Annotated in this window: 22 protein-coding genes and 1 pseudogene; 10 read left to right on the top strand and 13 right to left on the bottom strand. The window is 70.0% G+C overall.

Annotation, left to right across the window (positions count from 1 at the left end; translation table 11 throughout):
• Window positions 1–13: 13 nt before the first annotated feature.
• From OHA11_RS42915 to OHA11_RS42900, 4 genes are all read right to left on the bottom strand, one after another.
• On the bottom strand, window positions 14–976 hold the full coding sequence (locus OHA11_RS42915; RefSeq protein WP_266506284.1) for an electron transfer flavoprotein subunit alpha/FixB family protein: 963 nt from the start codon (window positions 974–976) through the stop codon (window positions 14–16).
• A gap of 232 nt (window positions 977–1208) precedes the next feature.
• On the bottom strand, window positions 1209–2003 hold the full coding sequence (locus OHA11_RS42910; protein WP_266506283.1) for an electron transfer flavoprotein subunit beta/FixA family protein: 795 nt from the start codon (window positions 2001–2003) through the stop codon (window positions 1209–1211).
• A gap of 246 nt (window positions 2004–2249) precedes the next feature.
• A complete protein-coding gene (locus OHA11_RS42905) occupies window positions 2250–2804 on the bottom strand; it encodes a flavin reductase family protein (RefSeq protein WP_266506281.1) in 555 nt (184 codons plus the stop codon).
• 234 nt (window positions 2805–3038) lie between these two features.
• The gene (locus OHA11_RS42900) at window positions 3039–3461 is read right to left on the bottom strand and encodes a thioredoxin family protein (RefSeq protein ID WP_266507826.1); all 423 of its coding nucleotides are present in this window, start codon (window positions 3459–3461) and stop codon (window positions 3039–3041) included.
• A 75-nt stretch (window positions 3462–3536) separates the two neighbouring features.
• Between OHA11_RS42900 and OHA11_RS42895 the strand changes: the two genes are divergently transcribed.
• Together OHA11_RS42895 and OHA11_RS42890 are read left to right on the top strand one after the other, a co-directional pair.
• Window positions 3537–3953: a DUF4395 domain-containing protein gene (locus OHA11_RS42895; protein WP_266506279.1), complete on the top strand. Its 417-nt coding sequence runs from the start codon at window positions 3537–3539 to the stop codon at window positions 3951–3953.
• A gap of 216 nt (window positions 3954–4169) precedes the next feature.
• Window positions 4170–4898, top strand: a complete 729-nt coding sequence (locus OHA11_RS42890) for a 1-acyl-sn-glycerol-3-phosphate acyltransferase (protein WP_266506277.1) — start codon at window positions 4170–4172, stop codon at window positions 4896–4898.
• 336 nt (window positions 4899–5234) lie between these two features.
• Here OHA11_RS42890 and OHA11_RS42885 read toward each other — a convergent pair whose 3' ends face one another.
• The 4 genes from OHA11_RS42885 to OHA11_RS42870 all read right to left on the bottom strand — a co-directional run bounded on the left by OHA11_RS42885 (window position 5235) and on the right by OHA11_RS42870 (window position 9393).
• On the bottom strand, window positions 5235–5828 hold the full coding sequence (locus OHA11_RS42885; protein WP_266506275.1) for a transglutaminase domain-containing protein: 594 nt from the start codon (window positions 5826–5828) through the stop codon (window positions 5235–5237).
• A gap of 297 nt (window positions 5829–6125) precedes the next feature.
• Complete coding sequence (locus OHA11_RS42880; protein ID WP_323186782.1) at window positions 6126–7205, bottom strand: low specificity L-threonine aldolase; 1080 nt, start codon at window positions 7203–7205, stop codon at window positions 6126–6128.
• Window positions 7202–7957 (bottom strand): SDR family oxidoreductase, encoded by a 756-nt coding sequence (locus tag OHA11_RS42875; RefSeq protein WP_266507824.1) that lies wholly within the window; start codon window positions 7955–7957, stop codon window positions 7202–7204. The genes OHA11_RS42880 and OHA11_RS42875 overlap by 4 nt, the downstream gene beginning before the upstream one ends.
• 38 nt (window positions 7958–7995) lie before the next feature.
• A complete protein-coding gene (locus OHA11_RS42870) occupies window positions 7996–9393 on the bottom strand; it encodes a DUF6421 family protein (protein WP_266506272.1) in 1398 nt (465 codons plus the stop codon).
• Between the two features lie 378 nt (window positions 9394–9771).
• Here OHA11_RS42870 and OHA11_RS42865 point away from each other — a divergent pair, with 378 nt between their 5' ends.
• Window positions 9772–10455, top strand: a complete 684-nt coding sequence (locus tag OHA11_RS42865; RefSeq protein WP_266506271.1) for a glycerophosphodiester phosphodiesterase family protein — start codon at window positions 9772–9774, stop codon at window positions 10453–10455.
• A gap of 24 nt (window positions 10456–10479) precedes the next feature.
• Here the strand turns inward: OHA11_RS42865 and OHA11_RS42860 are convergent, their stop codons facing one another.
• Complete coding sequence (locus tag OHA11_RS42860; RefSeq protein WP_266506270.1) at window positions 10480–11019, bottom strand: GNAT family N-acetyltransferase; 540 nt, start codon at window positions 11017–11019, stop codon at window positions 10480–10482.
• Between the two features lie 72 nt (window positions 11020–11091).
• Between OHA11_RS42860 and OHA11_RS42855 the strand changes: the two genes are divergently transcribed.
• The gene (locus OHA11_RS42855) at window positions 11092–11478 is read left to right on the top strand and encodes a VOC family protein (protein WP_266506269.1); all 387 of its coding nucleotides are present in this window, start codon (window positions 11092–11094) and stop codon (window positions 11476–11478) included.
• A 158-nt stretch (window positions 11479–11636) separates the two neighbouring features.
• The gene (locus OHA11_RS42850) at window positions 11637–11879 is read left to right on the top strand and encodes a Rho termination factor N-terminal domain-containing protein (protein WP_266506267.1); all 243 of its coding nucleotides are present in this window, start codon (window positions 11637–11639) and stop codon (window positions 11877–11879) included.
• Window positions 11880–11967: 88 nt separating this feature from the next.
• On the opposite strand, the gene OHA11_RS42845 is transcribed toward OHA11_RS42850, so the two are convergent.
• Window positions 11968–12330 carry a DUF6479 family protein gene (locus tag OHA11_RS42845; RefSeq protein WP_266506266.1) on the bottom strand — a complete coding sequence of 121 codons (363 nt, stop codon included), beginning with the start codon at window positions 12328–12330 and terminating at the stop codon, window positions 11968–11970.
• Between the two features lie 93 nt (window positions 12331–12423).
• Here OHA11_RS42845 and OHA11_RS42840 point away from each other — a divergent pair, with 93 nt between their 5' ends.
• Window positions 12424–13482 carry a Ppx/GppA family phosphatase gene (locus tag OHA11_RS42840; RefSeq protein ID WP_266506264.1) on the top strand — a complete coding sequence of 353 codons (1059 nt, stop codon included), beginning with the start codon at window positions 12424–12426 and terminating at the stop codon, window positions 13480–13482.
• An 86-nt stretch (window positions 13483–13568) separates the two neighbouring features.
• Here the strand turns inward: OHA11_RS42840 and OHA11_RS42835 are convergent, their stop codons facing one another.
• Both OHA11_RS42835 and OHA11_RS42830 read right to left on the bottom strand, forming a co-directional pair.
• A complete protein-coding gene (locus tag OHA11_RS42835; RefSeq protein WP_266506259.1) occupies window positions 13569–15011 on the bottom strand; it encodes an endo-1,4-beta-xylanase in 1443 nt (480 codons plus the stop codon).
• Window positions 15012–15300: 289 nt separating this feature from the next.
• Window positions 15301–16248 (bottom strand): annotated as a pseudogene (locus OHA11_RS42830) (N-acetyltransferase).
• 207 nt (window positions 16249–16455) lie between these two features.
• On the opposite strand from OHA11_RS42830, the gene OHA11_RS42825 reads away from it, so the two are divergent.
• A complete protein-coding gene (locus tag OHA11_RS42825; protein ID WP_266506257.1) occupies window positions 16456–17220 on the top strand; it encodes a VOC family protein in 765 nt (254 codons plus the stop codon).
• A gap of 39 nt (window positions 17221–17259) precedes the next feature.
• Here OHA11_RS42825 and OHA11_RS42820 read toward each other — a convergent pair whose 3' ends face one another.
• Window positions 17260–17418, bottom strand: a complete 159-nt coding sequence (locus OHA11_RS42820) for a hypothetical protein (RefSeq protein ID WP_323186739.1) — start codon at window positions 17416–17418, stop codon at window positions 17260–17262.
• 301 nt (window positions 17419–17719) lie between these two features.
• Between OHA11_RS42820 and OHA11_RS42815 the strand changes: the two genes are divergently transcribed.
• The 3 genes from OHA11_RS42815 (at window position 17720) to OHA11_RS42805 (ending at window position 20178) form a co-directional block, all read left to right on the top strand.
• On the top strand, window positions 17720–18319 hold the full coding sequence (locus tag OHA11_RS42815; RefSeq protein WP_266506255.1) for a DUF5134 domain-containing protein: 600 nt from the start codon (window positions 17720–17722) through the stop codon (window positions 18317–18319).
• A gap of 172 nt (window positions 18320–18491) precedes the next feature.
• Complete coding sequence (locus OHA11_RS42810; RefSeq protein ID WP_266506253.1) at window positions 18492–19424, top strand: M56 family metallopeptidase; 933 nt, start codon at window positions 18492–18494, stop codon at window positions 19422–19424.
• 67 nt (window positions 19425–19491) lie between these two features.
• Window positions 19492–20178, top strand: a complete 687-nt coding sequence (locus OHA11_RS42805) for a phosphatase PAP2 family protein (protein WP_266506251.1) — start codon at window positions 19492–19494, stop codon at window positions 20176–20178.
• Window positions 20179–20297: the final 119 nt, after the last annotated feature.

Below are 20297 nucleotides of genomic sequence, written 5' to 3'. Positions count from 1 at the left end.
CCGCGGAACTCGCTCAGCCCTTGCGGGTCTTGATCTCGTCGGTGAGCTGCGGGACGACCTCGAAGAGGTCGCCGACCACGCCGTAGTCGACCAGGTCGAAGATCGGGGCCTCGGCGTCCTTGTTGATGGCCACGATCGTCTTGGAGGTCTGCATACCGGCGCGGTGCTGGATCGCGCCGGAGATGCCGGAGGCGATGTACAGCTGCGGCGACACGGACTTGCCGGTCTGGCCGACCTGGTTGGTGTGCGGGTACCAGCCGGCGTCCACCGCGGCACGCGAGGCGCCGACGGCCGCGCCGAGCGAGTCGGCGAGCGCCTCGATGATCGCGAAGTTCTCGGCGCCGTTGACGCCGCGGCCGCCGGAGACCACGATCGCGGCCTCGGTCAGCTCGGGGCGGCCGGTCGACTCGCGCGGGGTGCGGCCGGTGACCTTGGTGCCGGTCGCCTTGTCCGAGAAGGACACGGACAGCGCCTCGACGGCGCCGGCGGCCGGGGCGGCCTCCACGGCGGCCGAGTTCGGCTTGACCGTGATGACCGGGGTGCCCTTGGAGATCCGGGACTTGGTGGTGAAGGAGGCGGCGAACGCGGACTGCGTGGCCACCGGGCCCTCGTCGCCGGCCTCCAGGTCGGTGGCGTCGGTGATGATGCCCGAGCCGATACGGACCGCGAGACGGGCGGCGATCTCCTTGCCCTCAGCAGAGGACGGCACGAGCACGGCGGCCGGGGAGACGGCCTCGTACGCGGCCTGCAGCGCGTCCACCTTCGGTACGACCAGGTAGTCGGCGTACTCGGCGGCATCGTGCGTGAGGACCTTGACCGCGCCGTGCTCGGCGAGTGCGGCGGCGGTGTCGGCGGCGCCGTTGCCCAGCGCGACGGCGACGGGCTCGCCGATGCGGCGGGCCAGCGTCAGCAGCTCCAGGGTGGGCTTGCGGACGGCACCGTCCACGTGGTCGACGTAGACGAGAACTTCAGCCATTACTACTCCTGGGCGAGAATCCCGGACTTCGACCGGGGGAAGACTTGTTGACTGCTAGGTTCAAGCCCGTGCCTTCCGGCACCGGGCAGGGCTTGTCCGTCATGAGGCCGTCTCGACAGTCGAGTGAGAAGCCCCTTCGGGGGAGGAGTCACGGGAATGCTCTCCTGCTTGTTGGCAGAAGCACTCCGAGGGGCGCGGGTCGTGTTGCAACCGGCCCGCGCCGCCATTCCCCTTAGACGAACTTCTGGCCCGCGAGGAACTCGGCGAGCTGCTTGCCGCCCTCGCCCTCGTCCTTGACGATCGTGCCGGCGGTGCGCGCCGGGCGCTCGGTCGCGGAGTCGACCTTGGTCCAGGAACCTTCGAGACCGACCTCGTCCGTCTCGATCTCCAGGTCCTCCAGGTCCCAGGACTGAACCGGCTTCTTCTTGGCGGCCATGATGCCCTTGAAGGACGGGTAACGCGCCTCACCCGACTGGTCGGTGACCGACACGACCGCGGGCAGCGAGGCCTCCAGCTGCTCCGAGGCGGAGTCGCCGTCACGGCGCCCCTTGACCGTTCCGTTGGGGCCACCCTCGACGGAGACCTCGGAGAGCAGCGTGACCTGCGGGACACCCAGGCGCTCGGCGAGCAGGGCCGGGACGACACCGGCGGTGCCGTCGGTGGACGCCATGCCGGAGATGACGAGGTCGTAGCCGGCCTTCTCGATGGCCTTGGCCAGCACGAGCGACGTGCCGATGATGTCCGTGCCATGCAGGTCGTCGTCCTCGACGTGGATGGCCTTGTCGGCCCCCATCGACAGAGCCTTGCGCAGCGCGTCCTTGGCGTCCTCGGGGCCGACGGTCAGCACGGTGATCTCCGCGTCGTCCGCCTCGTCGGCGATCTGCAGGGCTTGCTCGACCGCGTACTCGTCGAGCTCCGACAGCAGGCCGTCCACGTCGTCACGGTCGACGGTCAGGTCATCGGCGAAGTGCCGGTCGCCAGTGGCGTCGGGCACGTACTTCACAGTGACAACGATCCTCAAGCTCACGCCGGCTCTCCTACTGCATCGTCTTTTTTTCTGGGCTGCCTGCTTAGGGGCAGCATAGGCGCCTGAAGCGGCCGTTCCTGGTGGGGGCGACCCGCGCTCCGGGCGAAATATTACTCGCCAGTACGCACATCTACGCTCCCGCAGGTGGTTCCCTCTAAGCAAGCGCTTTGAACTGTGACCTTCGCAACGCAGCGTAATCGGAACTCGACGCTCCCGCAGGCGAGGTGGGCCGTACGGCCCGACGCGTCATTCCCGCAGGCTCTTGAAGCTCCCCTGGTGGTACAGCAGCGGACGACCCGTACCGGCGGGGTCCCCGAGGACCACCTCGGCCAGCACGATGCGGTGGTCCCCGGCCGGTACGCGGGCGACGATCCGGCAGACGAGCCAGGCCAGGACGTCGTCGAGCACCGGGACACCCTCGGGACCCTCCCGCCAGGCCGTGGGCGCGCCGAAGCGGTCGGCGCCGCTGCGGGCGAAGGTGGCCGCCAGTTCCCGCTGGTGCTCGCCGAGTATGTGGACGCCGATGTGGTCCTTCTCGGCGATCGTCGGCCAACTGGACGAGCCCGTGCCGACGCCGAAGGAGAGCAGCGGGGGCTCGGCGGACACCGAGGTGAGCGAAGTGGCGGTGAAGCCCACGGGCCCCTCGCCGCCCTGAGCGGTGATCACGGCGACTCCGGCCGCGTGCCGCCGGAAGACGGAACGGAGCAGGTCGGGAGAGGCGAGTCGGGGCGAGGCGGATGGGGACGAGACGGATCGGGTCGAGGCGGGTCGAGGGGTGCCGAGATCGGGCGTGGCCGTCATGGAGTTGTCCTTCTGCGGGAACTGCTACGGGAAGCGGCGAGCGGGTCCTGGGCTGGTCAACAGCCGGGACAGTGCTCGCTCCCGCGGCGGACGAGGGCCACGGTCCGAGGGCGTTCACGCTCGAAGTGAAGGAGTTCCCAGGGCATACGGTCAGGCTGACGATAGGTGGCGCGTGCAGTCAAGTGCGTCCCGGCAGATGGGAGATGCGTCACCGGTGGCCTCCAGCCTCACAGGTCAGGGTGTTCCGACGGCCTCGCCGAGCGCGGCGATCACGTCCGCCTTGCGCGGCTGCCCGGTCGCGCGCCGGACCACGCGTCCGTCCACGTCGAGGACGAGCACGGTCGGCGTCTTGAGGATGTCGAGTTCCCGTACGAGGTCGAGGTGGTCCTCGGCGTCGATCTCGACGTGCGACACGCCCGGGATCATCTCGGCGACCTCACCGAGAACCCTGCGGGTCGCCCGGCAGGGTGCGCAGAAGGCGCTGGAGAACTGGACGAGGGTGGCCCGCTCACCGAGGTCCTCGCCCAACTCGGCCGCGCCCAGCCGCTTTCCGTCGTCCCGCCCGCGCACCCTGACTCTCCCGCTCCGCCGTCGGTTCAGCACTCCGAACGCGCTCGCCGCCGCGAGCACCACCACGCACACCACGATTCCGGTCATCTTCGCGTTCAGCATTCACGAGACTGCAAAGATTCCCGCGGCCGCGGATCGTTCCGTATGCGGAATGCTTGAATCATGGACATTGATGCGAGAGGGCCGCGGTTCGGAGCGGCCGTGACGACCGCCGTACTGGCGGTCGTACTGATCACCGGCAGCGCCTGGCTGCTGGCCTGGCAGACACTGGCGTTCGCGCTGGGCGCGGCGGGCGGCGTGGCGCGTTCGCCGTACGGCTGGCTGTTCCGTACGGCCGTACGACCCCGGGTCGGGCCGCCGACGGAGTTCGAGGCGCCGGGGCCGCCGCGGTTCGCGCAGGCGGTCGGGTTCGCGTTCGCCGCGGTGGGGCTGTTCGGCTACGCGGTGGGACCGGAATGGCTGGGGCTCGCGGCGACCGGGGCGGCGCTCGCGGCGGCGTTTCTCAACGCGGCGTTCGGGTACTGCCTCGGGTGCGAGATGTACCTGCTCCTGCGACGGCTGACGGTTCGCGCGGAGTAAAGGCGACCAGGACTTCGAGCAGAGTAAAGGCGGTGAAAAACTCCGAGGTGGATCAAGGTGTGACGTGACGAGTATCTCGCCGTTCCGCGGCACGAGGACTGGTCACTCATCCGTTCTTGGGGCACGATCTGCCCAATGCCGTAAACCTACGGCAGCGTAACTTCCGGCCGGGAGATCCCTTCCCAGGCAGATCAGAGAGAAGGGTCCACCGCGTCCATGGCTGAGCTTGCCTACCGTCCTGCCATCGGTCTCGCCCAGGCGCTGTTCAAGGCCTGGGACCTCAAGATCGACTGCAAGGGTTCGGAGAACATCCCGCGCTCGGGTGGTGCGGTGCTGGTGAGCAATCACATCAGCTATCTCGACTTCGTCTTCGACGGTCTCGCCGCGCTGCCGCAGAAGCGACTGGTCCGCTTCATGGCGAAGGAGTCGGTGTTCCGGCACAAGATCTCCGGCCCGCCGATGCGCAACATGAAGCACATCCCGGTGGACCGAAAGAACGGCGAGGCGGCGTACGCGCACGCGCTCGACTCGCTGCGCTCCGGCGAGATCGTCGGCGTCTTCCCCGAGGCCACGATCTCGCAGTCCTTCACGCTGAAGAGCTTCAAGTCGGGCGCCGCGCGCATGGCCCAGGAGGCCGGCGTCCCGCTGATCCCGATGGCCGTGTGGGGTACGCAGCGACTGTGGACCAAGGGCCACCCGCGCAACTTCAAGCGCAGCCACACCCCGATCACGATCCGTGTCGGCGAGGCCATAGAGGCCTCGCGCGACAAGTACGCGGGCGCGATCACCCGGCAGCTGCGCGAGCGCGTACAGGAGCTCCTGGAAGCCGCGCAGCGCGCCTATCCCGTACGCCCCAAGGGCCCGAACGACACCTGGTGGATGCCGGCCCACCTCGGCGGCACGGCTCCGACCCCCGAAGAGGTCAAGGCCGCGGAGACCCGTTGATCGGTTCGCTCAACGGGTCCAGCGTGCCGACTGCGGGTCCGTTTCGGCTGGTCGCGCAGTTCCCCGCGCCCCTTTGGGGCACGGCCGGGCCAGACACGACCTAGGCCCTGTCGTCAAATTCCCGTCTGCCTCGCGACGCCATGCACGCTCCCCCACTGCCTTAAGGGCGTGGGAGGTGCCCCCACTCGCCGCACCGGGCACAGACCCACGTACGTCCAGTACGAGGGCCTGTGCCCGGCACGCCGAGAGCACGCACCTGACGCCGCGAGGCCGCCCTCCGGGCGACGACGCGAATTTGACGACAGGACCTAGGCGCAGGCTCTCGGCTGCCTTGCCTCAGAGTGTGGTGGGCAGGTTCTGCCACAGGTGGGCACGGTTCGGGGCCGATTTGAGGGCGTTCAGGACGGCCGGATGCGGTGCGGCGTACAGCACCGGATAGTCCACCTCGTCGGACCGCGGATCCACGGGGAAGGCCAGCCGTTCGCCGTCGAGCGAGAACTGGGCGTCCACTCCCGGCTTGTTGCCACGGCAGTCCTGTCGGTGCCAGGCCCCGTTGAACCGTACGGCGACCAGACCGTGCACGACATGCCCGCCTCCGTCGTCGTGTCGAAGCGACTGGTAGCAGAACGCGGTGGGGATGTCCTCGGCCCGCAGCAGCGCGGCGAGCGCGTGCGCCTTCGCGTGGCAGATGCCGGTGCGCCGGTCCAGGACGTCGGAGGCGCGCCAGGTGACCCGCGGGTCGTCCGCGTCCTGCGAGTGCGGGACGGTGTCGCGCACGAACTCGTACGCGGCTCGCGCATAGTCATACGAGTCCGCCGCCCCCTCGGCGAGCCGTGCGGCCGTCTCCCGCACAAGCGGATGATGATGGTCGACCGCCTCGTCGGCGGCCAAGTACGCGGACAGGTCGGGGGTGTTCTGGATCAGCTCCATGCCCGCAGAGCATAGGAATGCGACCACCGACGAGTCAATGACTTTTCACTTCAACGCATATTTATGCATGATGCCGGGGTCGTGAGCCGCTAGGTCCTGTCGTCAAATTCGCGTCGTCGCCCGAAGGGCGGCCTCGCGGCGTCAGGTGCGTGCTCTCGGTGCGCCGGGCGTAGTCCCTCGTACTGGACGTACTTGGGGCTGCGCCCGGTGCGGCGAGTGGGGGCACCTCCCACGCCCTTAAGGCAGTGGGGGAGCGTGCATGGCGTCGCGAGGCAGACGGGAATTTGACGACAGGGCCTAGCGCGCCATCGCCTCCTTGAGTGCCGCCACGAAGCCGTCGACGTCGTCCTCGGTCGTGTCGAAGGCGCACATCCAGCGGACGTCGCCCGCGGCCTCGTCCCAGGAGTAGAAGCGGTAGCGCTTCTGGAGGCGCTCGCTGACGTCGTGGGGCAGCCGGGCGAAAACGGCGTTGGCCTGCACCGGGTGGAGGATCTCGACGCCATGCACCGCCCGCACGCCCTCGGCGAGACGCTGGGCCATCTCGTTCGCGTGGCGGGCGTTTCGCAGCCACAGGTCCTTGGCGAGCAGGGCCTCCAACTGCACCGACACGAAGCGCATCTTGGAGGCGAGCTGCATCGACAGCTTGCGCAGGTGCTTCATGTGGCTGACGGCGTCCTGGTCGATGACGACGACGGCCTCGCCGAACAGCGCGCCGTTCTTCGTGCCGCCGAAGGAGAGGACGTCCACGCCGACGGCGTTCGTGAACGCCCGCATCGGGACGTCCAGGGAAGCGGCCGCGTTGGCTATCCGGGCGCCGTCGAGGTGCACCTTCATGCCGTGCGCGTGGGCGTGGTCGCAGATCGCGCGAACCTCGTCGGGCGTGTAGACGGTTCCCAGCTCGGTGTTCTGCGTGATCGACACGACCTGCGGCATCGCGCGGTGCTCGTCGTCCCAGCCGTACGCCTGCCGGTCGATCAGCTCGGGCGTGAGCTTGCCGTCGGGCGTGGGCACCGTGAGCAGCTTGAGCCCGCCCATGCGCTCGGGGGCGCCGCCCTCGTCGACGTTGATGTGCGCGCTCTCCGCGCAGATCACCGCGCCCCAGCGGTCGGTGAGCGCCTGGAGCGCCACGACGTTGGCGCCCGTGCCGTTGAAGACGGGGAACACCTCCGCGCTCGCGCCGAAGTGGCCGCGGATCACCTGCTGGAGGTGGCCCGTGTAGTCGTCCTCGCCGTACGCGACCTGGTGCCCGCCGTTGGCCAGGGCCAGGGCGGCGAGCACCTCGGGGTGGGCCCCCGCGTAGTTGTCACTGGCGAATCCGCGGATCTCCGGGTCGTGACGGCGCCGCGCAGCTGTATAGGGGGGCTGCGGAGGGTTCACGGCTTCTCGGTCAGCCACAGACGCTTTCCGTTCACTTCGGAGGCGGGCCGGTCCCAGACGCCGACGATGGCCTCGGCCAGCTCCTTGACGTCCGTGAAGCCCGCGAACTTCGCGTTCGGGCGCTCGGCGCGCATCGCGTCGTGCACCAACGCCTTCACCACCAGGATCGCAGCCGCGGACGTCGGCCCCTCAGCTCCCTCGGAGGCTCCGGCCTTGCGGAAAAAGTCGGCCATGGCCAGCGTCCAGGCCTCGGCCGCGGCCTTGGCTGCGGAGTAGGCGGCGTTGCCCGCGGTGGGCCTGCTCGCGCCCGCGGCGCTGATCAGGACGTACCGGCCGCGGTCGCTGCGCTGCAGCGCCTCGTGGAAGGCGAGGGAGGTGTGCTGCACGGTACGGACGAGCAGCATTTCCAGGAGGTCCCAGTCGTCGAGGACGGTCTTGGTGAAGGTCTCGCTGCCGCGCCAGCCGCCCACGAGGTGGACCAGGCCGTCGACCCGGCCGAAGTCCTTCTCGATGTGCGTGGCCCAGTCATGGCTGGACTGCAGGTCGAGCAGGTCGACCGTGTCGCCGACGACCGTGGCGCCGCCGTGCGCGTAGCGGGCCGCGTCCACGGCCTCCGCGAGCCGCTCGGGATCGTTGTCCGAGCCGACGACGGTCGCTCCCGCCTCGGCGAGCCGCAGCAGCGCGGCCCTTCCCGCGGGTCCGCCCGCGCCGGCCACCGCGATCACCGCACCGCTGAGAGCCCCGTTCCCCATGATCCTCGCCTCCTGAGCAGTGATTTCGGTGCGGTCGCTCACGCGGCCACCCGCTCGGCGCTCTCCGCCGTGATGCCCTTGGTGGAGGCGATCACGTTCTTCAGCTTCTTGGAAAGGGCCTCATAGAACATGCTCAGGGGAAACTCGTCCGGAAGCACGTCGTCCACGAGCTTTCGCGGCGGCTGGTTCAGATCGAGGGCGTCCGGGCCCTTGGCCCAGCGGGAGCCCGGGTGCGGGGCGAGGTACTGGGAGACCAGGTCGTACGCGGCGAACCAGTGCACCAGCTTCGGGCGGTCGATGCCGTCGCGGTAGAGCGTCTCGATCTCGGCGCACAGCTGGTTGGTGACCTGCGGGGCGCGCTGCCAGTCGATGTGCAGCTTGTTGTCGGTCCAGCGGACGACGTCGTGCTTGTGCAGGTAGGCGAAGAGCAGCTGGCCGCCGAGCCCGTCGTAGTTGCGGACGCGGTCGCCGGTCACGGGGAAGCGGAACATGCGGTCGAACAGCACCGCGTACTGCACGTCGCGGCCCTGCGGGAAGCCGTCGGCCTCCAGCTTCACGGCCTCCTTGAAGGCGGTGAGGTCGCAGCGCAGCTCCTCCAGGCCGTACATCCAGAACGGCTGCCGCTGCTTGATCATGAACGGGTCGAAGGGCAGGTCGCCGTGGCTGTGGGTGCGGTCGTGGACCATGTCCCACAGGACGAAGGCCTGCTCGCACCGCGCCTGGTCGCCGACCATCTCGCGGATGTCGTCGGGCAGTTCGAGGCCGAGCGTGCCGACGGCGGCCTCGGTGACCTTGCGGAAGCGGGCGGCCTCGCGGTCGCAGAAGATACCGCCCCAGGAGAATCGTTCCGGCGCCTCGCGCACGGCGATGGTCTCCGGGAAGAGGACGGCCGAGTTGGTGTCGTAGCCGGCCGTGAAGTCCTCGAACGTGATGCCGCAGAACAGCGGGTTGTCGTAGCGGGTGCGCTCGAGGTCGGCCAGCCACTGAGGCCAGACCATGCGCAGGACGACCGCCTCGAAGTTGCGGTCCGGATTGCCGTTCTGCGTGTACATCGGGAACACGACGAGGTGCTGGAGTCCGTCCTCGCGGTGCGCGGCGGGCTGGAAGGCCAGCAGCGAGTCGAGGAAGTCGGGCACATGGAAGCCGTCGTCGGCCCAGCGGCGCAGGTCCTTTACGAGCGCCTCGTGGTACGCGGCGTCGTGCGGAAGGAGCGGGGAGAGCTCCTCGACCGCGTCGACGACACGGCGTACGGCCAGTCCGGCTTCGGCCGGATCCGGGGCGCTCTCGGCGTCGAAGTCGATCGACCCGTCCTTGGACTGCCATGGCCGGATCCGCTCCACGGCATCCTTGAGCACGGGCCAGGCAGGGTGCTTCACCACCCTGTCCCGGGGAGGAACCCGCTCCTCCGTACCCACTCGCACAAGAATTTCCGTCATGACCCACCTTCCACGGGAGAACCTCGCGTATGGACACCGTATGCATGGAGGGTTCTCCGCCACAAGTGCGGACTCGGGAGATTATCCTGCCTCCTCTTGTCTTCACCGCTCTTTTTCCTGTTGGAAACCGGGAAGACGAATACATCCGTCGCCCGGCGGGTAGCCGGGTCGGTTAGGTCAACCCACTGAGGACTCGCCCACGCAGGGGTGAGGCGAGACGGGGCCCGGACGGCTTGTTCTCGCCGCTGGCGGGCCTCATTCCCCGCCGTCGGAGCGGGTCCAACGCCGGGCCGGGCGATTAGGCTGCGGCCTTGCCGCGTGGGCATGGGACCGCAGCACGCGGCAGCCGAGCCGCCGTCGACGGAAGCGGAGTCAGCCTTGAACTTTCTCACCATCGGGCACCGCGGAATCATGGGTGTCGAACCGGAGAACACCCTCCGTTCCTTCATCGCCGCCCAGCAGGCCGGCCTCGACCTCATCGAACTCGATCTGCATCTGAGCAAGGACGGCGCACTCGTCGTCATGCACGACGCCGATGTGGACCGTACGACCGACGGCTCGGGGCCGATCGCCGAGAAGACCCTCGCCGAGCTGCGGGTACTGGACGCGGGCCGTGGTGAGCGCATCCCGGTCTTCGAGGAGGTCCTGGACGCCGTCACGGCCCCGCTACAGGCCGAGATCAAGGACGTGGCCGCGGCCCGGGCGCTCGCGGAGGTCATGAACCGGCGCGACCTCGTCGGCAGGGTCGAGGTCCTGTCGTTCCACGACGAGGCCGTCGCCGAGATCGCGCGGCTCGTGCCCGGCGTCCGTACGGCACTGGTCGCCAGCCGCTATGGCATCGATGTCGTCGAGCGGGCGACCGCGGTCGGCGCCACGAGTCTCGTCCTGAACATCCGGCGGCTGACCCTGGAGGTCGTCGAGCGCGCACGCAAGGCGGACCTGCGGATCATCGGCTGGGTCGTGAACACCCAGGACCACCTGCGCCTCGTACGCGCCCTGGAACTGGACGGCGCGACCACCGACTATCCGGAGATCAAACGCACCGGCCGCTTCACGGCGTAACGGCCGGACCGCGCGACGGAACGATTATGCGAGCGGCTTCACCAGGAGCTCGAAGCGCAGGTCGTCGCGCTGCGGGATGCCGAAGCGCTCGTCGCCGTACGGGAAGGGAGTCATCTCTCCCGTACGGCGGTAGCCGCGCCGCTCGTACCAGGCAATGAGGTCGTCGCGTACGGAGATCACGGTCATGTGCATCTCCTTGACGTCCCAGGTCTCGCGGGCGAACCGCTCCGCCTCGGCGATGATCACCTTGCCGAGGCCCGCGCCCTGGAGGGCGGGGCGAACCGCGAACATGCCGAAGTAGGCATGGTCACCGCGGTGTTCGAGCTGGCAGCAGGCGACCACCGCACCCTCGCGCTCAACGGTCAGCAGGCGGCTGTCGGGCGACTTGATGACCGCGAGCACACCCTCCGGGTCGGTCCGCTGGCCCTCCAGGATGTCCGCCTCGGTGGTCCAGCCGGTGCGGCTGGAGTCTCCCCGGTAGGCCGACTCGATCAGCACGACGAGGGCGTCGACGTCGGCGTCGGTGGCGTCACGGAAGGTCGGTCCGGTGGCGGCGGTATCCATGGAGCGATTCTCCGATTCTCTGGCACGGCTCGAGCACCGCTGAGCGTAACTCTCCTATTAGGCTCCGGATGCATGGTGCATGTACTGAGCAGCCGGACCTTGCTCCGCCCCACCGACCCCGAGCGCTCCCGCGCCTTCTACGGCGAGAAACTGGGCCTGCCCGTCTACCGCGAGTTCGGCACGGGCCCCGAGCGCGGCACCGTCTACTTCCTCGGCGGCGGCTACCTGGAGGTCGCGGGCCGCTCCGCGGAACCCCCCTCCCCCGCCGTCAAGTTGTGGCTCCAGGTCCCGGACGTCACGGCGGCCCACGAGGAGCTCCTGGCCGCGGGCGTCGAGGTGCGCCGGCCCCCGGTGAAGGAGCCGTGGGGGCTGATCGAGATGTGGCTCGCAGATCCGGACGGGACGGAGATCGTGGTGGTGGAGGTCCCGGCGGACCATCCCTTGCGGTATCGCCCGTGAGGGAATGACCGGCGGCCGGCGCCTGTCACAGAGGCATGCGCAGTTGGTAGGTGCGCCAGTGGCCGTTCCGGGTACCCGGAACGTGCCCTCGCGGGGCGGCGCCCGTGTGCCCGCCCCGCGACGATCCAGTCCTCGGAACGAGTGGAAGAAGGGATCCCATGCCCAGGCCGCAGATCAAGGACGAGAAGACCTACCAGGCGCTGCGTCGCGAGGGTGCGGGCAAGGAGAAGGCGGCTCGGATCGCCAACAGCCCGAAGTCCTCCTCCCGCAAGGGCGGGAAGAGCGGCTCGTACGAGGACCGGTCGAAGCAGGACCTGTACGAGCAGGCGAGGAAGGTCGGCGTCGAGGGCCGCTCATCGATGTCGAAGGACGAACTCATCAGGGCGCTGCGGAACCGCTGACAGCCCAACGGGTCGTCGGACACTCGCGAACCGACCGGGAGGCTCGGCGGAGGTCTTCTTGACCCCGTCCCAGCGGCCCCGCGTGCCCTCAGTGGTGGCCGAGGCCGCCGCTGCCGAAGCCGCCGCTGCTGTTGCGGCCCCAGGTCGACCGTTTCTGGTCCTTGGCGCGGCGCGAGGAGACGTTGCCGTGCAGCTCGTGCGGGGTGAGAACCCTGCCGTTGTGCGGCATCTCGTCGGGCTCGCGCATCTCGCTGATCTCGTGTACCGCGCCGCCCGCGGGCAGATGGGGCTGGTCCTCGGGGCGCGGCGGCCCGGGCTCCCGGGCACGCACCCGCATCCCCCACCACACCGCGACGATCAGCATCGCCGTGATCAGAAGTCCCACCACGAAGGGGGCCGAACCGGCCACGATTTCGTTCGGAACAGCCAGGTCCCAGCCGAAGGTGTCCATAAAGCCAGAATACTCGTACAGAACGCCGCAAACCGGGCGGCATCTACTCTCCGACAGCGGTGTGCGGGCGACCGCCCAGGGTACGGAGAGAGGATGCGAATGGGTGTGCTTGATGTCGGCTCGAACACGGTACGGCTCGTCATCGCCGAGACGGACGGAGCCGTGCCTCTCCCCGTGCACACGGCCAAGCGCCAGTTGCGGCTCTCCGCCCATGTCGAGCCGGGTGGTCACCTGCCGCCGGAGCAGGTGAACCGGCTGGTGGAAGCCGTGACGGCTGCCCGGGTGGAGGGCCTGCGGTGGGGGGTGACCCGGCCGTTCGCCTTCGCCACGGCGATCGTGCGGGACGCCCCGAACCGCGCCGAGGTGCTCGGGCGGGTCACCGCGGAGGCGGGAGTGCCGCTGCACGTGCTGCCCGGCGAGGTCGAGGCGGAGCTGACCTTCCTGGCGGCGCGGCGCTGGATGGGCTGGCGCGCGGGGCCGCTGGCTCTGCTGGACATCGGGGGCGGCTGCCTGGAGGTGGCCTTCGGCCGGAGCAGGCTGCCCGACTTCGCGATCTCGCTGCCGCTGGGGGCCGGCCGGCTGACCCGTGAGTTCTTCCGCGGCCAGGACCCGCCGTCCCCGCGCAGGACCAAGCTGCTGCGCCGGCACGTGCGCCACCAACTGCGTGACGTCGCGGCCCGTATCCGCTGGGAGGCGCCGCGTACGACGGTCGCCACCTCGCGTACGTTCCAGCAGCTGGGCCGGCTGTGCGGCGCGGCCCCGGGCCGGTCGGGGCCCTTCACTCCGCGCGGCATGACCCGTGCCGACCTCGGCAGGGCCGTCCAGCAGCTGGCGGTGTTACCGGCCGCCGAGCGTGCCCTTCTGCCGGGCATCTCCCTCGCGCGCTCAGGTCAGTCGCTGGCCGGGGCGATCGTCGCGCACACCGCGATGAAGCTGATGGGCATCGACGAGGTGACCATCTGCCCCTGGGCGCTGCGCGAGGGGGTCCTGCTGCGCTGCATCGAGGACGGCAACGCCGACTGGTGGGACGGCACGGCGCCCAACCTCCGTGACCAGGTGACTGTGCCGCCGCAGGTGCTCCGTCCGATCGGCGTGGACGTGACCGCCACGGTGTCCGCCACCACGCCCCATGCTCAACTCCCCACCCGGTAAGGGCAGTTCACCCGACCGCCGCGGGTGTCGGCGGGGCAGGTCCCGCCGACACCCGGTGCGTGCGCCAGGACTCGGCACGTCGCTTTCTAAGCCACCGTGCAGGCCGTTCCGTTGAGAGTGAAGGCCGTGGGTGCGGTGTTGCCGCCGGACCAGGAACCGTTGAAGCCGAAGGTGACCGACGCGCCGGGCGCGATCGCCGCGTTGTAGGTGGCGTTGGCCGCGGAGACGGCGGCGCCGGACTGGGTGACGGTGGCGTTCCAGGCCTGCGCAACGCGCTGCCCGGCGGGCCAACTCCACGCCAGTGCCCAGCCGTTGACGGCGGCGGTGCTCGTGTTCCTGATGGTCACCTGCGCGGTGAAGCCGGTGTTCCACTGGCTCTGCACGGCGTACGTCACCGCGCAGGCGCCCGCCGGCGGATTCGTACCGCCGTCGGTCCAGCCCAGCGCCTCGGCGATGCCGTAATAGGCGGGCTTCGGCTGGAAGTTCTCGTCGTACGGGGTCGCCGCGCCATAGCCGGGGAACACATCGGGGATCCATGAGTCGGAGTCCGTGAAGCCCCAGACGGTGACGCCCTCGCAGCGTGCCACGGCGACGCAGGCAGCGGTGACGGCCTTGTACTCGGCCTTCTGCTGGGCGAGTTGGGCGCTCGTCGGCGGGACCGTCATCCGGATGTCGAGCTCGGTGATCGCGACGTCCACTCCCAGGTCGGCGAAGCGCTGGATGTTGGCCTGCATCGTCGAGGGCACCTGGCCGAGGATCAGATGGGCCTGCAGACCGACGCCGTCGATCGGGACGCCCTGCTCCTTGAGGGACTTGACCAGGTTGTAGAGGGCGGTGCTCTTCGCGTTGACGCCCTCGACGTTGTAGTCGTTGACGTACAGCTTGGCGGCCGGGTCGGCGGCGCGGGCCGCCCGCAGCGCGTCGGCGATGTACGAGTCGCCGATCGCCGTCTGGAAGACCGACTGGCGGCGGGTGCCGTCCTCGTTGAACGGTTCGTTGACCACGTCCCAGTGGTCGATGCGGCCCTTGTAGCGGCCGGCCTCGGTGGCGATGTGGTCGGTCATGACCGTGCGCAGGCTGTCGGCGGTCCAGCTGCCGTTGCTGACCCAGTTCGGCAGTTGGCTGTGCCAGACCAGGGTGTGGCCACGGACTTTCTGGCCGTGTGCCTCGGCGTAGCCGACGACGGCGTCGGCGCCCGACCAGTTGAAGCTGCCGCGCGTCGGCTCGACCGAGCCCCACTTCATCTCGTTGCCCGGCGTGATGGAGTCGAACTGCTCGCCGACGATCGTTCCGTACGTGCCATTCAGCTTGGAGGCCGTGACGGCCGTTCCGTAGTAGATGCCCCTGGCGGCGGCGAGGTCCCGCAACACGGGCGCGGCGGCGGCCTGTTGGCCCGAGCCGTCAACCTGTCCCGAATCGTCGGCCTGCCCCGACCCGTCCGCCGTGTGACCGGAGACGGCTCCCCCGATCACGAGCGACGCCGCGGCCAGGGTCACCGACGCGGCTCTGCGTAAGCTCTGGAGCTTCATGGACGTCCCTCTCATCATGGCTTCACGTCGCTGCCGGAATTTCCGGAAGATCTCTGCAAAGTTTCGAGAGTGCGTCCGGAACGGTAGAGGCGTGCGGGGTAACCGTCAACGGAGGTTACTCGCGGTCCATACGGTCCTGAAGCTCACCCGGGGCGAGGAACTCGACTCCCCCCCCCGGGTGGAGTTGGCCACCGAACTGGTCGTACGGTCCAGCACGGCGCCGGTGTCGGCCGGGTGTGGCGGCGGTGTGTGAAGGCGGATGCTCAACTTCCCTGCTCCGCCTCCGTGTTCAGCCACGCGAGAGGTGCTCCCACCCGCGATCCGTGCGGGTCAGCTCGTGGAAACCGGCGCCCGTCAGCCGGCCGATGGCGGCTGCGGCGCCGACGGCCTCGTACGCGAAGAGCCGCCGTACTCCTGAGAGGCGCAGCCAGTGGGCTGCCTGGGCGAGGAGCCAGTTCTCCAGGCCGTCCACCGGGTGCTCGACGTGGAGGTTGCCGATGTCGGCGAGGCCTCCGCTGCGTGCGTGGCGTTCGGGGCGGTCCAGCGCGGTGTCGACCTCGATGAAGCCGAGTACGCGCCCGTCGGCGTGAGCCGTGAAGCGGGTGCCGCACTCGCCGAGCGTGCGGTCGACGGAGATTCCGGGCAGGGCTGTGAGCGGTGGCAGATCGACCACGTCGGCGATGAGGATGACCTCGGTGTCGCCCGTGTGCCGGAAGCCGGCGCGTTCGTAGGCGGCGCGGATGTGCGGCCAGGGCCGTGGCAGTCCGTAGACGACGGGTGCGGGCAGGGATCCGTCGGCGTAGCGGAGGCGGACGTTCCAGCGGGAGAGCTGGGCCAGGCAGGCCGCCATCAGCAGGTCGGAGGCCTGGTCGGAGTCAGGCCAGAAGGACGCGGGCGGACGGCAGACGAATCAGTCGATCGCGTCGGCGTCCCGGAAGCTCTCACCGACCTCGGCGTCGGCGCGATAGCGCAGCAGATGGGCGCCGGCCACCACGTACCGGCGCTGCTCGGCGACGAGCGTGATCCGCTCGGCCACCCAGGGGTCGGTGATGAACTCGTCGGGCTGCCGTGTCATGCCGCTGAGCACGGTGTTCACGGAGACGGAGACGCCGGGGACGACAGCGGCGGTGGGGGTCCCCCCGCTCGAGCGAAGTCGAGAGTGGGGGAGCGCGTTGACGAGTTCGGTGAGCTGGTCGCGGTCGTCGCGGTGGAAGGGGCGCACCGTGAGCGCGGGCATGCGGGGACCTCCGGGGTCGGTGTAGGTGCGGAGGCCGCCATGAGGTGCGGTACGCGGGCGAGAGTACGCCTCACCGGCTGGTCCCGCCATGTGGTTTCCGTCGGCTGGCCGAGGGCGAGGGGCCGGGCTTAGCGTGCGAGAAGGAGCTCTTTGTGCTCCTGACGGGCCCCTGTCGGAACGTCGGCAAGATCGGAAAGAAGGTCGGCCATGAAACTGGACAAGGCGGTGCCCGGCGGGCCCTGCTGGACCGAGCTCGGGACCAGTGACCTGGAGGCGGCCAAACGGTTCTACACCGATGTCTTCGGCTGGCGCCCGGAGACGGACCCGCGCGCGGAGGCGGGCGGCTACACGCTCGCGCACCTCGGCGACGCGCCGGTCGCGGGCCTGACCCCGCTGTTCCAGGAGTCGCAGCCGGTGGCCTGGAACGTGTCGTTCGCGGTGCCCGACGCGGACGCGAGCGTGGCGGCGGTACGGGACGCGGGCGGCACGGTCGTCCAGGAGCCGATGGACGTCTTCGACCTGGGCCGTTTCGCGGTGGCGGCCGACCCGGGCGGCGCGGTCCTCCAGCTCTGGCAGGCGCAATCCTTCCCGGGTGCCGGTCTGTTCAACGCCCCCGGGGCGCTCGGCTGGGTCGAGCTGATGACGCGTACCCCCGGCTTGGTCACCGCCTTCTACACGACGGTGTTCGGCTGGACCGTCAATGCCTCGGAGCACTACACGCAGTGGGGCATCGGCGGCGAGGACTTCGGCGGCATGGTGGAGATGGGCGACAAGTTCCCGCACGAGGTGCCCTCGCACTGGCTGCCGTATTTCGCGGTGGAGGACGTCGACACGACCGCCGAGGTGAGTTCGCGGGCGGGCGGCGGCGTACTGATGGAACCCACGTCGGTCCCGGAGGGGCCGCGCATCGCGGTGCTCCGGGACCCGCAGGGCGCGGTGTTCGGCATCTACCGGGCGGCCGACGAGGGGTAAGTGCCAGGTCCTGACTCCTGCCCACCGACCTACCGACCGTCACGACTTGACCGTGCCCGCGGTCAGTCCGCCGACGATGTACCGCTGGAGCATCGCGAAGGCGCGCACCACGGGGACGCTGACCAGCGTGGCTGCTGCCATGAGAGGTCCCCAGTCCGTACCGGTCTGGCCGGCGAAGGTGTTGAGCAGGACGGTCATTTCGCACGTATGCCGACTGCTCGAACCGGCGTGCCGCGCGTAGAAGTGACGCCCGTCTCATGCCAACGGGCGGTAACCGCAAAGCTTCTGACGGTACGGAAGAAACCGGTCGGGGAATCGGCAGGGGAACCCGGAGTGGGGCGTCAGCCGCGCGGGGCCTCGTACCGCGGTCGCGAGCGTTCGGTCTGCGGCGCACCTCCACGCGCTCCCCCGCGTACACCCTTGCGCTCGCTTGCGCTCCGCCCGGCCCGGGCATCTCTTCGACCGGACTGTTCGACACCGCCGAGCGGGGAGGTGCGCGGTGCACGGACCGGCGTCGCCCAGTTGGCTGCTCGTCGCGCTGTGCGCGGCGACCGGGGCCTACTGTCTGCTGCGGATGCGCAGCAGGGTCGAGGAACAGCGGCGTACCGCGGGCGGTGAGGCGCTGATGGGGTTCGGGATGGCCGCGATGGCCGTGCCCGCGGCGGTACTCGCGCCGCCGCGCTGGGCCTGGGTCGCCTACGCGACGGTGTTCGGGGCGGCCGCGCTGCGTGCCCTGTGGGCGGCTCGGGGCGGCACGCACCATCTGCACCACCTGGTGGGCGCGTTCGCGATGGCCTATATGGCGGCGGTGATGGCGAGCGGGGCGCACGCCGGGGTTCCCGCGCTGACGGGGGTACTCCTCTCGTACTTCACCGCGTATGTGCTCTGGAGCGGCACACGGCTGGTGCCGGTCGCCGTCGCCGGACCTGGACGTGTACCTGGACCAGGACGTGTACCTGGACCAGGACGTGTACCTGGACCTGGACCTGGACCTGGCGGGAGCCGTAGTGCGGCCGGGTGGGGCGATCGGCTGGAGCTGGCGCGGGCGTGCCGCCTCTCGATGGGCATCGGGATGCTGGCCATGCTTCTCACACTCTGAGCCGGTTGTTTCTCACTTTCTGGGCCGACGCTACCCACGTTCTGGACCAGGGCTTCTCACGTGCCGAGCCGACATCCCTCGGGCTCCGGGCCGACTTTACGAAACCGTGGTCTGCGTCACTTGCCGCGACAGCCCGTATCCTCCGGCGGCGCCCCGCTCATAGGCTGCGGCCATGATGGTCCCCGCGGCACTGCTGCTGCTCGGCGCCCTGGCCGCCGTCCTCGCTCCGCGGCTGCTCGCCCGGACGGACTGGCAGGACCGTGAACCGGTGGTCGCCCTGTGGGTGTGGCAGTGCGTGGTGGTGGCCGTTCTGCTGTGCTGCGCGCTGTCGATGACACTCAGCGCGGCGGCAGCCTGGCAGGCGGTCCGCGGCCAGGTCTTCGCCCCCGCCCCGCCCGCCGTCGTGGAGAGCTACGCGTCGGCCGCAGGCCCCTGGGCCGCGACGACCGCGGTGGCTCTCGCGCTCGGCGGTGTCTGGAGCGCCGCGATGCTGGCCCGCGAGATCACCGGGGCCCGCACCCGGCGCCGTCGACGGCGGGCCGAACTCCTCGTACGCGCACCACTGTTGCCCGGGGAGGAGCCCGGCAGCGATCGTCTCGTCGTCCTTGAGGGCGAGCGTCCCGATGCCTGGTGGCTGCCCGGGGCCGTACCCCAACTCGTCGTCACCACGGCCGCGTTGCGCCGCCTCAAAGGACGGCAGCTGGACGCCGTACTCGCCCACGAGCAGGGGCACGCGCGGGCCCGGCACGACTGGCTGCTGCACTCGTCGGCCGCCCTGGCCAACGGCTTTCCGCAGGTCCCGGTGTTCGCGGCGTTCCGTGACGAGATGCACCTTCTGGTCGAACTCGCCGCGGACGACATGGCGTCGCGCCGCTTCGGCCGGCTGACGACAGCCCTGGCCCTGGTCGAACTCAACCAGGACCGGGGCGCGTTCGGCCCTTGCCCCACACCTCAGGCCCATGTTCCGCAGCGCGTCCACCGGCTGCTCACTCCCCCGGACCGCCTCCCGCCCGCCCGTCGACTGCGGCTCACGGCGGCCGCCGCGCTGGTACCGGTGATCCCGGTCCTGGTGGCCTTCGTACCGGCTCTGCGGGCCCTCGGATAGGGGACTCACGGCCGTCCCACCACCCCCGGGTTCGCCTTCCGCCCCACTGGTCGGCGAGGATCGATACATGCACTCCGCACCCGTCGACTCGCCGCCCCACGCCCCTGGTCCCGGGATCGCCGTACGCGTCGCGGCGGCTGTCGCCCTGCCGTCCGTACTGCTGCTCGTCCTGGTCACCCTGTCCTGGGATCCGCTCATGGCCCTCGACGGCGACATCGCCCGCACCACCCACCGCTGGGCGGTCGACGACCCCGACATGACGCAGGCGTTCCGCATCCTCACGGACTGGGTGTGGGATCCCTGGACGATGCGTGCAGTGTGTGCCGCCGCCGTGCTCTGGCTGGTGCTGCACCACTCGGCATGGTGGCTCGCGCTATGGCTGACGGCCACATGTGTGTTCGGCACACTGCTCCAGCAGGGGCTCAAGGCGGCGATCGGCCGGGAGCGCCCCGTCTGGACCGACCCCGTGGACTCCGCCCACTACGCGGCGTTCCCTTCCGGCCACGCCATGTCGGCCACGGTCGTGTGCGGCCTGCTGCTGTGGCTCCTCCACCTGTACGGCGTCGGACAGGTCGTGTGGCGGATCGCGCTCACCCTCTCCGCCGTGTCCGTCCTCGGTGTCGGCCTCACTCGTATCTGGCTGGGCGTGCACTGGCCGTCGGACGTGCTCGGCGGCTGGCTGCTGGGCGTGCTGGTGGTGGCGCTCGCGGTGGCGTCGTACACGAGATTCCGGGGTACCGCCGAGCTGCGCTGACGGCCCCGTCGACCCGGCCGCGGCCCCCTCCACTTGCGGACGAAACTGTTCAGCCTCACCAGCCCCACAGCCGTGCATACGATCGATCGCGGCTTCGGGAGACACCCGGCAGAGCCACG

Source organism: Streptomyces sp. NBC_00878 (genome assembly GCF_026341515.1).
GTDB lineage: Bacteria > Actinomycetota > Actinomycetes > Streptomycetales > Streptomycetaceae > Streptomyces.
This window is presented reverse-complemented; position numbering and strand designations above follow the sequence as displayed.

Coding starts and splice junctions, on each gene's coding strand:
- OHA11_RS42845 (WP_266506266.1), bottom strand. CDS start 12,330: ATGGACACCTTCGGCTGGGACCTGGCTGTTCCGAACGAAATCGTGGCC.
- OHA11_RS42855 (WP_266506269.1), top strand. CDS start 11,092: ATGGTGCATGTACTGAGCAGCCGGACCTTGCTCCGCCCCACCGACCCC.
- OHA11_RS42835 (WP_266506259.1), bottom strand. CDS start 15,011: ATGAAGCTCCAGAGCTTACGCAGAGCCGCGTCGGTGACCCTGGCCGCG.
- OHA11_RS42825 (WP_266506257.1), top strand. CDS start 16,456: ATGAAACTGGACAAGGCGGTGCCCGGCGGGCCCTGCTGGACCGAGCTC.
- OHA11_RS42890 (WP_266506277.1), top strand. CDS start 4,170: ATGGCTGAGCTTGCCTACCGTCCTGCCATCGGTCTCGCCCAGGCGCTG.
- OHA11_RS42840 (WP_266506264.1), top strand. CDS start 12,424: ATGCGAATGGGTGTGCTTGATGTCGGCTCGAACACGGTACGGCTCGTC.
- OHA11_RS42860 (WP_266506270.1), bottom strand. CDS start 11,019: ATGGATACCGCCGCCACCGGACCGACCTTCCGTGACGCCACCGACGCC.
- OHA11_RS42820 (WP_323186739.1), bottom strand. CDS start 17,418: ATGACCGTCCTGCTCAACACCTTCGCCGGCCAGACCGGTACGGACTGG.
- OHA11_RS42885 (WP_266506275.1), bottom strand. CDS start 5,828: ATGGAGCTGATCCAGAACACCCCCGACCTGTCCGCGTACTTGGCCGCC.
- OHA11_RS42810 (WP_266506253.1), top strand. CDS start 18,492: ATGATGGTCCCCGCGGCACTGCTGCTGCTCGGCGCCCTGGCCGCCGTC.
- OHA11_RS42900 (WP_266507826.1), bottom strand. CDS start 3,461: ATGACCGGAATCGTGGTGTGCGTGGTGGTGCTCGCGGCGGCGAGCGCG.
- OHA11_RS42875 (WP_266507824.1), bottom strand. CDS start 7,957: ATGGGGAACGGGGCTCTCAGCGGTGCGGTGATCGCGGTGGCCGGCGCG.
- OHA11_RS42915 (WP_266506284.1), bottom strand. CDS start 976: ATGGCTGAAGTTCTCGTCTACGTCGACCACGTGGACGGTGCCGTCCGC.
- OHA11_RS42870 (WP_266506272.1), bottom strand. CDS start 9,393: ATGACGGAAATTCTTGTGCGAGTGGGTACGGAGGAGCGGGTTCCTCCC.
- OHA11_RS42850 (WP_266506267.1), top strand. CDS start 11,637: ATGCCCAGGCCGCAGATCAAGGACGAGAAGACCTACCAGGCGCTGCGT.
- OHA11_RS42805 (WP_266506251.1), top strand. CDS start 19,492: ATGCACTCCGCACCCGTCGACTCGCCGCCCCACGCCCCTGGTCCCGGG.
- OHA11_RS42905 (WP_266506281.1), bottom strand. CDS start 2,804: ATGACGGCCACGCCCGATCTCGGCACCCCTCGACCCGCCTCGACCCGA.
- OHA11_RS42895 (WP_266506279.1), top strand. CDS start 3,537: ATGGACATTGATGCGAGAGGGCCGCGGTTCGGAGCGGCCGTGACGACC.